A 13,100-nucleotide genomic window follows, 5' to 3' on the forward strand; every position below is an offset into this window, starting at 1 on the left:
GGGCCGCTTCAAAAGCCAGGCGCAGAGAGCCGCGCGGGCGCAAACCAAAGCCGCGGTGTCGTCCTTGCCGCCAAATCCGCCGCCCATAGGCACGGTTTTCACCTCCACGTCCTTGAGTTCCAAACCCAGGGTGGAAGCCACAAAACGCCGTGTGGAAAAGGGATGTTGCATGCTGCCAAAGACTTCCATCACCCCGTCCGGCCGTAACTGGCAGAGCGCGGATTCCGGTTCCAGGTAGGCATGTTCGACCCGCGAGCTGTTAAACTCCTGTTCAATAACGACATCCGCTTCCTGTTCCCCGGCTTGAAGATCTCCCCGCCGCACGCAGTGGTAATTGGCCAGATTGGAGCCGTGGAAGGGATGCAGGATCTCGGCATCCTCTTTCAGCGCGGCTTCCGGATCGAGGATGGCTTCGCGCGGCTCCAATTCGATACGCACCAAAGGGATGGCCGCGATCGCCTGGTCCCGGGTCTCAGCCACGATCAAAGCCAGCACGTCTCCGGTGGAATTGATATCCTCGCCCGCCAGGGTGGGATAATCTTTGATGATCTGCCCGAAGCGGACATTCCCGGGGATGTCCTGGGCCGTGAAAACCGCCACCACACCCTCTTGTTTCAAGGCTTCCGAGGCATCCAGGGAAAGCAGTTTCGCCCGCGGCAAATCGCTGTAAACCGGCACCGCGTGCAGCATCCCCGGCAGCTTCAGGTCATCTGTATAAAGCGCCCGGCCGGTAACCTTGGCCAACCCGTCATTGCGAAATGCTGGTTTATTCATCTGCTGGTTCCTATCCCAATAAGCGTTGCAGTGTATGTTTCCTTTCGGCCCTTAGTCCCATCAGCTCAGCTGGGGATAGGCAGCACAGGCCCAACAGCCTTTCGAGGCTGATGATCCCCTTCGTGGACAGTTCAGAATAGCTCGAAGCAAAAAGAGAGTCAAGCCCGGAAATGCCGCTGGGAACTTTGTCCGGCGTGTCTTTGAAGCGGTCCTTGTCCTCATCGGTAAAGGGACAGTGGTCGCTGGCGATGATGTCGAAAACCCCGTCCTGCAGCAGTTCGACCAAGAGGCCGCGCGATTCCTCACTGCGAAAGGGCGGCGTGCAGAGCCAGCGGTGGGCGTTTTCCCCTTTCAGTTTGCCTTCATTGTAAAGCAGATAGTGCGGCGCGGTCTCGCAAGTGATGAGGGGATTGGCTTGTTTGGCCTGCTGGATGAGCAAAGCCGCGCCGGGTGTGGATACATGGACGATGTGCACGGGGTAATGGTACTTCACGGCAAGGTTGAGAACCTTGTCCACAGCGATGGTCTCAGCCAGTTCGGGACGCCTGAGGGTATGCGCGAATGGCGCTTGAAAGGGATGCCGGTCTGAGCATTGGGCGATGACCGCGTCATCCTCGCAATGGACAAGGATTCGCGGCTTGAGGTCGGAAAGCTCTTGCATCCAGAGTCCGATGCGCTCATAGGAGCTGTAGATTCCCGCGTTCTTATAGGTGGTGTAAAGTTTGAGGTCACAGCCTTCCCGCAACAATGGATAAACCTCATCCAAAGAAGCAGTTACCGGAGTAAGATGCCAGTGCACGTGCCCGGAAAAGTGCTGCCGCGCGTCTTCTTGCATGCGCCTGAGCTTGTCCGTGAGCGAAATTCCCTCCTCTTCGGTTACGAAGGCGCCGATGGCCGCGATGCCTTTCTCTTTCGCGATCCGGTCCAGGGCGGCAAAATCGTCGCGCAGTTCGTATCCGCCGACGCGTTCGCCCACATGGACGTGGAAATCGCAGATTCCGGGAAAGAGCCTATCTGATTGCATCGATGTCCTTTAAGCCGTGTCCGCTGACGAGCAGGACCACCTTGTCATCATCCTCGATCCAGCCGTTGTCGATCGCGCCCAAGAGGCCGGACAAAGTTGCCGCGGCGGAGGGTTCTGCGAAGACCCCCGTTTTCCTGGCCAGCTCTTTCTGGTCACGCAGAATGGCGTCGTCATGCACGCGGATCGCCTTGCCTTCGGATTCTCTGAGCGCGACCACAGCCCAATGCGCGTTGGAAGGGGCTTTCACGGATATCGAGTCCGCCACGGTTTTCGGACTTACCGCGTCGCGGTATTCGCCGGTCTCCCAATAGGAGGTGATGGCGTCTGAGCTTTCTGCCTGCACGGCAAGCAGTTTGGGCAGATATTCGATGATCCCGCAGGAAAGCAGGTCGTAAAAGGCTTTGTGGACGCCCGTGAGGATCACTCCATCGCCCACCGGGACAACGATCCAGTCCGGCACCGAGCCCAATTGTTGCCAGATCTCGAGCCCGGAGGTCTTCTTTCCTTCGATCGTGAAGGGATTGTAGGCCGTGTTGCGGTTCAGGCAGTCGTTATGGGCCGAATATTCCAGCGCGGCGGCGAAGGCGTCGTCGTATGTGCCATCCACCAAATGCAGTTCCGCGCCGTGCACCCGGATCTGGACCAGTTTGGCCTGGGGGGCTTGTTGCGGCGCGAAGATCAAGGCCTTTTTGCCCATCGCAGCACACAAACAGGCCAGCGAGGAAGCCGCGTTGCCGGTCGAGGCGCAGACTATCTCCTTGATCCCCAAGCGGTTGGCGTCGGCCACCACCAGTTCCGAGGCCCGGTCTTTGAGCGAGCCGCTGGGGTTGAGGCCGTCATTTTTGATATAGAGGTTGGGCAGGCAGAGTTCCGCGCCCAGCCGGGACGCCTGGAAAAAGGGTGTGTTGCCCACCGGCAGAGGCGGATAGAATCTCCGCTCCAGAGAGTCGAAGAGAGAAAAATCCGGCTTCTGTTCCCATTCATAGCCAATTGCCAGGCAGTCGAAGCGCGATTCCAGAACCCCGGTCAGAGGAATCCCGGGCTTGTAACCCTTTGAACATTTGGGACATAGGTAGCGGACCTCGTCCAGAGCGTAATCTTCACCGCAGGTCGTGCAGCGCCAGCCTTTGAAATAGTTCATTGGTTCAACCTGTGGACCAGCGCGGCGTAGAAGGCCGCCGCCTGGGTGAGATGCTCTATCGGCGTGGCTTCGTTGGGCGCGTGGGCGTATACTTCATTTCCCGGCCCGAGCCCGATGCAGGGGATTTTGTGCATCCCGGCGATGGCCACACCGTTGGTGGAAAAGGTCCATTTATCGACTTTTGGGGCCCGTCCCAAAACCCCCAAATAAGCTTCCTCAGCGGCTTTCAGCCAGGGCGAATCGGGTGGCGTGACCCAGGTGGGGAAATATTTCTCGGTGGGATAGACCAGCCCGGTGAAGGCCGGCTCGGAGTAGGTCAGAATCTCGATCTCCGCGTCCGGCTCTCCGGCAATTCCACAAGCTTCAAGCACTTCCGCGACCGCGGATTCCTTGTCTTCACCCCAGGTGAGGCGGCGGTCCAGATGGATGCGCGCGCTGTCGGGAACCGCGCATTGCGAGGGTCCGGTGAAGTAAACCTCTGTAACGCAAACGCTTCCCTTGCCCAAAAACTCGTCGTGGCGCAGGCGCTCGTGCAGTTTCTCGATCTCCAAAGCGATGCGGCTGATCTTGTAGATCGCGTTGTCTCCGCGTTCGGGCGCCGAGCCGTGGCAGGAAAGGCCTTTTACGTGCACCTGCATCTCCATCCTGCCGCGGTGGCCGCGATAGATGTTCAGATTGGTAGGTTCCGTGATCACAACCAGTTCCGGCACGATCTTGTCCTCATTGATGATGTATTGCCAGCATAGCCCGTCGCAATCCTCCTCCATCACGGTTCCGGTGAACCAGATGCTGAATTTCTCGTTCAATCCCAGGTCCTTGATGATCCGCGCGGCGGTGAGCATGGAGGCCATTCCGCCTTCCTGGTCCACTGAGCCGCGGCCCCAGACCTTTCCGTCCTTGACGTGGGCGTCGAAGGGGTCGAAATCCCAGAGGCTTGGGTCGCCGGGATAAACCGTGTCGATATGCGCGTCGAAGGCTATGACGCGATCCCCAAAACCGATCCTGCCGAGCACGTTGCCCAGCGGATCGATGAAGGCCTCGTCAAAACCCGCGGCCCGCATTTCCTTCAGGATGTATTCCACGACCTCCTTTTCCTTGGTGGAGAAGGCCGGGATCCGCACCATTTCCAGCAGATGGCGCACCGTCTCGGATTCGTAACGCCGGGCTTGTTCCATAATCCTGTCGTACATTAATAAACTCCTCAAAACCTGTCCCACAATGCTTTGGCCAGGGAGCGGGACCGCTTCTTGACTTCGCCTTCATCCAGGTCCAGGGTCAACTGCCCGTTCCACATCAGGGTTTCGCCGGCGCAGATGGTGGTGTTCACATTGGCCTGGGAAATGCCGTAGATGACATGGCCGATCCAGGTTTCAGCGTTCAGCGGAGTGTGCGGCTGGTAATCCACGAAGATGAGGTCCGCGGGGCTGCCGTCGGCCAGGATGCCATGCCCCGGGCCCCAGTATTTTTGCGCGATGCGGGGATTGTTCTGCAGCAAGGTGTTGGCCAGTTCCAGGAAGCCGGCGGAAGGATCGTTCTGTTTCAGATGCTGGGCCCAGAGCCCAACCCGCAGTTCCTCCAGCATGTTCACCGTCATGGCGTCCGTGCCCAGGCCCACCGTGTTGCCGAGCTCCGCCATCTTGCAGACGTCCGCGATGCCCACGGCGTTGTTCAGATTGGATTGCGGATTGGTGACCAGCGCGGCTCCGCTTTCCGCCAGCAGCATCATTTCCCGGGCGTTGAGGTGCACTCCGTGGGCCAGGATACTGTCCTTATTCACCAGGCCAAAGTCGCAAAGCCTTTCCACCACACGCTTGCCGTGGTGCTGGATGTTGAAAAGCTCGTCGGATTCAGCTTCCGCGGCGTGGATGTGGGTGCCGCAGCCCAGTTTTTCCACCCAGGCGGAGATATCTCGCAGGCTTTGATCGGATAGCGTGAAAGCCGCGTGCATTCCAAAGAGCCCTTTCAGCATCGGGTCCGGGAGTTCCTCTTGCTTCATCAGCCAGATCACGTTTTCCTCGATCCCCTCCCGGCATTTTTCCGCTCCGTCGCGGTCCGAGACCTCATAGCAGAGCGATCCGCGGATCCCGCATTGTTTGAGGGCCCGGGCGATCGCGGCCAGCGAGCCTTTGATCGCGAAGGGGCTGGCATGGTGGTCGATGACCGTGGTGCAGCCCTTCTTTACGCAATTGAGCGCGGAGACCAGGGCGCTGACATGGACGTCCTCCTCCAGCAGCTTCTTGTCCAGGCGCCACCAGAGATTGGCCAGCACCTCGTTGAAATCCTTGGAGGGCGCGGCTTTGCCCAATCCAGTCACCAGGGTCGAATAGAAATGGTGGTGGGCGTTGATCAGTCCTGGCATCACGACCTTGCCTGAAGCGTCGATCCGCTCGCAGTGGATCAGGGAAAGCTCAGCCTCGGGCGCGATGCGGATGATCCTGCCGTCCTCGACCAGGATGGCCTGGTCCTCCAAAACCGGGTCCCGGGGATCGAAGGTGAGGATCGTGCCTCCCGTGACAATGTAGGGCTTCATACGCGGAATCCTTTGATTTTTATGGTAATAACAAATAAAAATACCCGGCTTGATTCTGTCAATCAGAAATCCGGATCTGCGGTTGGAACCAGGAAAAATGGAAGCTGGGAGGCTGGATGGTCCAAAGCATGATTGGACCGTGGTTTTGGCCGGTTTGGCCCAATGTTTTGGGTGGGCCGCATCAATGGGATTGGCAACGTGGCCAAAGCGCTTAGTTTATCTGATAAAAGCCTTCAGGAGGATGCCATGCCCACAGATCTGGAAATATCGCGCCAGGTGAAGATGCTGCCCATAGACGAGGTCGCCGCGAAGGTCGGCCTTTCGCCCCGGGACCTCGACCACTACGGAGAATTCAAGGCCAAGATCCGCTTTTCCGCGCTGGAGCGGATCAAAGACAATCCCCTGGGGAAACTGATCCTGGTTTCCGCAATCACGCCAACCCCGGCCGGGGAAGGCAAAACCACCGTTTCCATCGGGCTTTCCCAGGCCCTGAACCAACTGGGCAAAAATAGCACTGTGGCGATCCGCGAACCTTCGCTGGGCCCGGTTTTCGGGATCAAGGGCGGCGCGGCCGGCGGAGGCTGGAGCCAGGTGCTTCCCATGGAAGACATCAACCTCCATTTCACCGGGGATTTCCATGCCATCACGGCGGCCAATAACACACTCGCGGGCCTGGTGGACAACCACATCTACTATGGCAACGCGCTGAACATCGATCCCCGGCGCATCACCTGGAAACGCGTGCTGGACGTGAACGACCGCATGCTGCGCAAGATCGTGATCGGCCTGGGCGGCAGCAAACAGGGCTTCCCCCGCGAAGACGGATTTGACATCACGCCAGCAAGCGAGATCATGGCCATCCTCTGCCTGGCCAACAACATGGAGGAGCTGCGCGAACGGATCGGCAAGATCACGGTCGGCTTCAATTACGGCGGCGAGCCGGTGAGCGTGAAACAGCTCGGCTATGAAGGCGCCATCGCCGCGCTGCTCAAGGACGCGCTCCAGCCCAACATCGTGCAGACCACCGAAAACACGGTCGCCTTCGTGCACGGCGGGCCCTTTGCCAACATCGCCCAGGGCGCCAACAGTATCATCGCCACCAAAACCGCGCTGCGCCTGAGTGACTACGTGGTCACAGAAGCGGGCTTTGGCTTCGATCTGGGCGCGGAGAAATTCTTCGACCTGGTGTGCAAATACGGCCAGTTCTGCACCGACGCGGTGGTGCTGGTGGCCACGGTGCGCGCGCTCAAAGTGCACGGCGGGGCCAGGCTGAAAGACATCACCGAGCCCAATCCCCAGGCAGTGGAGGCCGGTTTGCCAAACCTGGCCAAGCATCTGGAGAACATCAACAAATTTGGCATGAAATCGATCGTGGCCATCAACCGCTTTCCCAGCGACACGGATGAGGAGATCAAGATTGTCCGGGATTTCGTGGAGGCCTCGGGTTTCGATTCCTCAGTCGCGGAATTCCACTCGCAAGGCGGCAAGGGCGGGCTGGAACTGGCGCAGCACGTGATCAACATGGTGGACAAGGAAGTATGCCACTACCGCGGCCTCTACGACTGGAACAGCCCGGTGGAGGACAAGATCTTCACTGTGGCGCGTGAAATCTATGGCGCGGAAAAGGTTGACTACACCGCGGACGCCAAGGCAGACCTGAAAAAGATCAACAAATACGGCTTCGACAAACTGCCCATCTGCATCGCCAAGACCCAGAAATCTCTGTCCGACAATCCGGACCTGATCGGTCGGCCCAAGGATTTCCTGGTCACCGTGCGCGAGATCGTGATCGCCAGCGGAGCGGGCTTTTTGGTGCCCATCACAGGCGAGATCATGCGCATGCCGGGCCTGCCCAAACATCCTTCCGCCGAAAGCATCGACGTTGAGGGCGACGGTATTATCAGCGGGCTGTTCTGATCCGCGCTTTATCGCGGATCGGATGAGCTAATTCGGAGTTTCGCTGCTGGCCACGACCTTGAAGAACTTCTTGGTGCCGGCAATGTAGGCCACGTTGCTCACGGCCCGGTTGCTGAGGAAGGTAAAATTGGCAGCATAGGGATCATCGGCCCCATAGACCAGATAGCTGTTCGCGCCAGGAACGTCCGGCCAATCCAGGAAGATGAAGATCCCGCTCGCCGTGATGGTCACCTGTGGAGAGGGTAAAGCGCCTTCGGCCATGGTGGTGAAATTAAATGTGTCACCCCAGTTCGACTGGCTGCCTCCACCATAGACCATCACCGCCCACATCCAGTTAACCGAATAACCAAGATCCACTCCGGGCTGGGCGGACAAGTCGAGTTCCTGATCAGGATAGTTAACGTAATAAACGTAACTGGTGTAGGTGCCGCCAGGATAACCCCAGATCAAAACATAGGAATATGAAGGCATTCCGCCCGTGAGCGGGGTTTGCCAAACCAGGGTCACGTTGTTCGGGTCAATCCCGGTGGCGCCATCGGCAGGACTGATCAGGATGGGGTCGGCCGGCGGATCGGCAAACAGGGCCAGGGCGCAGGCCAGGACGGCGAAAATTAGAATAAGTCTGTTCATTCTTGGGCTCCTATGATCACGGGACCAGGTTCTTTGCCGGGGATTTGGCTGCTGGCCACGACCCGGAAGAACTGTCGGGTGTCAGAGGCCAGGCTGTATTGGCTGGGGACGGTGTAGCCCAGATAGGAGTAGGTTGACGCGAATGGATCGGAGGAAGCATAGATGAGGTAGCAGGCTGCGCCCGGCACGTCCTGCCAATCCAGATTTATGGTGCCAGCGGACTGGGAGATCGAGACATCCGGAGTCGCCAATCCAGGTTCCGTCATGGTGGTGAAATTGCCCAGGGCATATCCGGACTGGCCAAAAGTGTTCATCGCCATAACAGACCAGTTCCAGTGATTTCCATAACCCAGGTCAACACCCGGCTGCGCGGACAGGTCCAGCGAATAGCCTGGGAAATAGACATCGAACTGGTAACTGACGGGTACGCCGTTGATATAGGCGTAAATGTCCACGCGGTAATAGTAGGGGTATCCTCCCTCGAAGGGATCGATCCAGATTAGGGTGACATTGTTGGGATCCACGTTTGTGGCTCCGATCTCAGGGCTAAAGATGACTACGTCTCCGGGAACATCAGATTCATCCATGAAATCGCCCTCGTCGGCTCCGATGTCCGGAGTAGCCAAACGTGGTTCCGCGTCGATGTCTAAGGTGGCATTTGGAATGGGCAGGGCGTTGTTGGAGGCCACAGTTGGAATTGAGGTTTGCAGATGCAGGTCATAGCCGGGCATGCTGTTGTCCACATAGGGCACCGCGTCGCCAAAGGAATCGATATCGATGGGAAATACGGCCATCTTGTATGCCACGAGATCCTCGTAGCCAGTACCCCCGAACCAGGCGATCAGGTTTTGAGCAGAGGGTTCACCTCCACCTTGATAGATGTTGCGTCCAGTGCTTGATGCCAAATGTTGGTTTCCAGGGCTGAGTTTCCAGAAGGCGACAGTTTTTCCCGCGGTGCCGCAAACGCTGCGGTTGTCGAGGATGTTGTTGCGCACATCGATGGTGGTGGCACTCAGGTCCTGGGCGTAGATGATCGCGGAGGAAAAATTGGCCGCGGTTCCGCTGGCGTCCAGATACAGCGTGTTGAACCAGATCTCCAGCGTTCCTCCGCAGCCGGTTTCAATGCACCGGATCTGCGGAGCCACATAGCTTCCGGGGTTGCGCAGGTCATAGACCATGCTGTTCATTACCGTGCCCATGGTATTGTCTGCCAGGGAGATACCGGCAACAATGCTATCCGTTCCGCTGCTGCTCAGGTTGTAGATCTTGCTTCCGTTGGCTGTAACTATGGATCCGCAACTGATGCCATAAACGGTGTTGCCGCCGCTTAGGCCGGTGATGGTGTTGCGATTCAGGCTAAGACTACCGGAGGGGGCGTAAATCCCGTAAAGCGGAGCGGCGGAATTGCTGGAACCAAGGTACAGGATCTGGTTGTGATGCAGATAGTGATAGCCCTCGGCGGCGTAGATCCCGGCGGACCACTGGTTGGAGGCATAGCTGCCGTTGATCGTGTTGTAGTAGACTTCGCAGCTTTCAAAGTTGCCTCCCGCGTATCCTTCCACACGGATCCCAAATGCGGGGGAACTGATATCGGCTGGAAAGCTGTAGCTGACATCGTTTTCCCCTATCTGGCCATTCGTGCAGCCAATGAAGGCGATGCCCTGGAAACTTGTCCAGGAGACAGTATTGGCATAGGCTTCCTCATGATCGTTTTCAAATCCCGGTTCGAAGCCGATCGAGCAGATGCCGTTGTAGGGGCCGGTGATGATGTTGCTTAAAAAGGAGTTGTGGGTGTTGGGAGTGTTGTCAGTGCCCATGCTGGTGATGCCGAAATTGGGGAACTGATTGGCAGATTGCCAGGTGGCCATGGTGATCGTGCAGTTCTGGATCACGTTGTGGGAACAGCCATTTCCGGCCAGGGCTTCCAGCCAGTAGGCGCGCAGATGGTTGTCCGTGGAGCTGGTTCCCGGGGCGTAGACATCGATTGCGTCAAAACGCACATGGTCCGCTCCCCTGAGGACGAAGCCATAGGATTTCCAACCTGTTGAGGGTCGGAGGGTTACGGATCCGCCTGTGGGAGAGGCGGCAAAGACGATCGGGCCGATGGCCGTGCCAGAAGCCTTGAGGGCGGGAGGATTTTCGTAATAATTCCCGCCGGCCACCCAAAAAGTTGCTCCAAAGCTGGTCACGCCGTGTTTGTTGAGGGCGTTGAACGCGGCGGTGAAAGTCAGATAGGGGGTTCCCGCCGCTCCGATGATCTGAGTCCCCGAGATGGGATTTCTCGAATATGTTATCAGGGAAATGTTGTCCACCGCCGCGGGGGTCTGGGTTGTTGTGAACATACTGGTATCATTCACCCAGGTGAAGATCAACCTGTAGGTGCCGGGAGTGTGGATGTAAAGGGTTTCCGTGGCATATTGATTGATGCTCTGGCCCCAATAGTTGCCAAGCAGTTCCGCGTTCTCGATCCAGGACATTCCATCGCCGGGTGTTGCCGCGACAGGGATTACCGAAGTCGAGGCCAGATAGACCAGCAACCTGTCCTTGTATAGGTCACCCCGTCCCTTCCACTGAAAAGTGAGTTCTCCAGACAAGCCGGTGGGAATGGTTACATCCCTGTAAAAATGCGAAGCCTGGGCATGGCCGTAGTAATCGTAGTTGTAATGGTAGGTGGATCCTCCTGTGTCGGAGATGTAAGCCCCGTTGCCGCTGCTGGCCACCAAGGTGCCCACGTACCATTGATTGATGTTGTCATTGACGACGGTCCAGCCGTTGGCCGCGAAGGTGGAGCCGTTCTCAAAGCCCCCGTCACCGGCCGGATCGATGATCACGATTCCCGCCAGATAAGTGAACAGCCGAAAACACACAGTAATAACAAGCACTTTTTCATTGTAACCTCCTGGGAAACGTTGTTCCGCTTCCCGATTATCTATCTAAGATACTCTATTACGATCGGTGATACATGGCTTTTGGTTAAATATGCAACCACGCTGATAATGTCAAGAAATTTTTGGCTATAGGATAAGTGACATTTAAACCGGCAGCAGGCACTCCTCGGAATTATTGCCCACCTTGTTCACGAATCTGCTCACGGGCTGCAGGGCGATCGCCTCATCCGGCGCGGGTTTGAGCAGTGGGACAAAGTCGAGGGCGTCGGTCAGGGTATGGTCCAGCCAGTCCAGCCGGTCTGAGCCAAAGAGCAGGACGGGCATGCGCTGATGCAGGCTTTGCATGGCCGCGTTGGCCTCTGTGGTGATGATCCCCAACGAGGGAATGAAGCTGCCGTCGGGGCCGAACCAGGCGTCGTAGATTCCGGCCAGATAGAGCAGGTCGTCACCCGCGTCATGGATGAAAAAGGGCTGTTTGTCGCTCTGGCGCCATTCATAGAAACCGTTGGCCGGGACCAGGCAGCGCCGGCGTTGCAGGCCGCCGCGGAAGGACGGTTTTTCCGTGATGGTCTCCGAGCGCACGTTGATCAGGTTAAACTTGGGTATATCCCTGCTCCAGGAGGGGATCAAACCCCAACGGAAGGTCCCGAAATAGCGTCCCACGTCCTGGCTCAGAACCGCCGCGACGGTCTGGGTGGGCGCCACGTTGTAATTCAGTTCGATCTGCTCCGCTTTCTGACTCAGCAGCAGTTCTTTCTCCAGCTTTTGCAGCCGGTCATGTTTGATCACCTGGGCGAATCTTCCACACATGGCAAACTCCTTCTGATTGACAAGAAAGGGAGGCTGGAAAATCCTGCAACATATTTTTTCAAGAACTGGAAAGGACACAAAGAATGGCCAAATTTGACATTGACGCGGTGATGCGGGAACTGGAAAAGCATTTTTACGAAGTGAAAACCCCAATCGTGGACCTGATCCAGGCCAAGACCAAAGACCCCTTCAAGGTGCTGGTGGCCACGATCCTGAGCGCGCGCACCAAAGACGAGACCACGGCCCGGACCGTGACGGAGCTTTTCAAAGTGGTGCGCAAGGCGGATGACTTTGATAAACTGAGCGCGGAGGAATTGAACGCCATCATCAGGCAGGTGGGCTTCCACAACGATAAGACCAGGCATCTTAAACAACTGCCCAAAGTATTGAACGAACGCTTTGGAGGCCAGGTTCCTTCAGAGATCGACGACCTGCTGGAGCTTCCCGGAGTGGGGCGCAAGACGGCCAACCTGGTGCGCGCGGTGGCTTTTTCGTTGCCCGCGATCTGTGTGGACGTCCACGTCCATCGGATCAGCAACAGATGGGGCTATATAAGCACCAAAACTCCCTTCGAAAGCGAGATGGCGCTGCGCGAGATCTTGCCGGAAAAGCATTGGCTGCAGTACAATTCCTATGTAGTGGCCTTCGGGCAGAATCTCTGCACCCCCCGCAAGCCGCGCTGCCAGGAATGCCCGGTCCATCGATACTGCGCGAGGGTGGGGGTCTGATGTTCAGGACGGAGCATAGGAATCTGAAATTTCTTGACAAATAGAGAGTGAATAGATACTAGCTAAAAAGCCAAGGAGGTTTTTAACATGGAACAGGAAAGAAAAAACTACGTGAGCGAGACAGTCGCTCCAATCGTCAGTTTGGGAAAGTGGATCGGCACTTTGTTGCTGGTGATGATTCCCTTGGTCAACCTCATCCTGATCATCGTTTGGAGTCTCAGCAAATCGGAAAACCCCAACCGGCGGAATTGGGCACAGGCCATATTGATCCTGTGGGTAGTATTGACCGTGATTTATGTAGTTTTGTTCTTAGTTTTTGGAGATAGCTTTAAGGAACTGATGCAAAAAAGTTATCAACTCCAATAAGCTGAAGCAAGACCCAATTAGGGACCGGACCGTGATAGGCCGGTCCTTTTTCACGGGTCACCCTCCCTTCACCCTGCCTATCACTTGACTATCCACTGTCTATCACTTGTCTACAATAGACAAGTGATAGACAGTGGATAGAGAAGTGATTAACGCCGTCAAGGAAGGGTGACCCGTCCTGAAATAGGTTGACCAAAAACCTATAGTAAGGAGTATGACCAATGAAGAAAACACGTCCCCAAGTCCGCTACAGCGAAGAGTTTAAACGCACAGTGGTAGAGGAGATCGAGGC

At 56.9% G+C, this 13,100-nt stretch carries 11 protein-coding genes; 3 read left to right on the plus strand and 8 right to left on the minus strand.

Annotation, left to right across the window (positions count from 1 at the left end; translation table 11 throughout):
- The 5 genes from K0B87_07500 to ssnA all read right to left on the minus strand — a co-directional run.
- Positions 1-774, minus strand: a 774-nt coding sequence (locus tag K0B87_07500; GenBank protein ID MBW6514584.1) for a molybdopterin-dependent oxidoreductase, incomplete at its 3' end; no start/stop codon positions are given.
- Positions 775-784: 10 nt separating this feature from the next.
- The gene (locus tag K0B87_07505; GenBank protein ID MBW6514585.1) at positions 785-1,798 is read right to left on the minus strand and encodes a dihydroorotase family protein; all 1,014 of its coding nucleotides are present in this window, start codon (positions 1,796-1,798) and stop codon (positions 785-787) included.
- On the minus strand, positions 1,785-2,939 hold the full coding sequence (gene thrC / locus K0B87_07510) for a threonine synthase (protein MBW6514586.1): 1,155 nt from the start codon (positions 2,937-2,939) through the stop codon (positions 1,785-1,787). The genes K0B87_07505 and thrC overlap by 14 nt, the downstream gene beginning before the upstream one ends.
- Entirely contained in the window at positions 2,936-4,129 is a 1,194-nt protein-coding gene (locus tag K0B87_07515) for a YgeY family selenium metabolism-linked hydrolase (protein ID MBW6514587.1), read from the minus strand. The genes thrC and K0B87_07515 overlap by 4 nt, the downstream gene beginning before the upstream one ends.
- A gap of 11 nt (positions 4,130-4,140) precedes the next feature.
- Complete coding sequence (gene ssnA, locus K0B87_07520) at positions 4,141-5,469, minus strand: putative aminohydrolase SsnA (GenBank protein MBW6514588.1); 1,329 nt, start codon at positions 5,467-5,469, stop codon at positions 4,141-4,143.
- Between the two features lie 246 nt (positions 5,470-5,715).
- Here ssnA and K0B87_07525 point away from each other — a divergent pair, with 246 nt between their 5' ends.
- Positions 5,716-7,386 (plus strand): formate--tetrahydrofolate ligase, encoded by a 1,671-nt coding sequence (locus K0B87_07525; protein MBW6514589.1) that lies wholly within the window; start codon positions 5,716-5,718, stop codon positions 7,384-7,386.
- 27 nt (positions 7,387-7,413) lie between these two features.
- Here K0B87_07525 and K0B87_07530 read toward each other — a convergent pair whose 3' ends face one another.
- From K0B87_07530 to K0B87_07540, 3 genes are all read right to left on the minus strand, one after another.
- Positions 7,414-8,016 (minus strand): hypothetical protein, encoded by a 603-nt coding sequence (locus K0B87_07530; GenBank protein ID MBW6514590.1) that lies wholly within the window; start codon positions 8,014-8,016, stop codon positions 7,414-7,416.
- The gene (locus K0B87_07535; GenBank protein MBW6514591.1) at positions 8,013-10,898 is read right to left on the minus strand and encodes a hypothetical protein; all 2,886 of its coding nucleotides are present in this window, start codon (positions 10,896-10,898) and stop codon (positions 8,013-8,015) included. The genes K0B87_07530 and K0B87_07535 overlap by 4 nt, the downstream gene beginning before the upstream one ends.
- Before the next feature lie 150 nt (positions 10,899-11,048).
- Entirely contained in the window at positions 11,049-11,714 is a 666-nt protein-coding gene (locus K0B87_07540; protein ID MBW6514592.1) for an SOS response-associated peptidase, read from the minus strand.
- Between the two features lie 83 nt (positions 11,715-11,797).
- Between K0B87_07540 and K0B87_07545 the strand changes: the two genes are divergently transcribed.
- Both K0B87_07545 and K0B87_07550 read left to right on the plus strand, forming a co-directional pair.
- Complete coding sequence (locus K0B87_07545; GenBank protein MBW6514593.1) at positions 11,798-12,442, plus strand: endonuclease III; 645 nt, start codon at positions 11,798-11,800, stop codon at positions 12,440-12,442.
- Positions 12,443-12,529: 87 nt separating this feature from the next.
- Positions 12,530-12,808 (plus strand): hypothetical protein, encoded by a 279-nt coding sequence (locus K0B87_07550; GenBank protein MBW6514594.1) that lies wholly within the window; start codon positions 12,530-12,532, stop codon positions 12,806-12,808.
- The last annotated feature ends 292 nt before the right edge of the window (positions 12,809-13,100 follow it).

Source organism: Candidatus Syntrophosphaera sp. (genome assembly GCA_019429425.1).
Taxonomy (GTDB): Bacteria; Cloacimonadota; Cloacimonadia; order Cloacimonadales; family Cloacimonadaceae; genus Syntrophosphaera.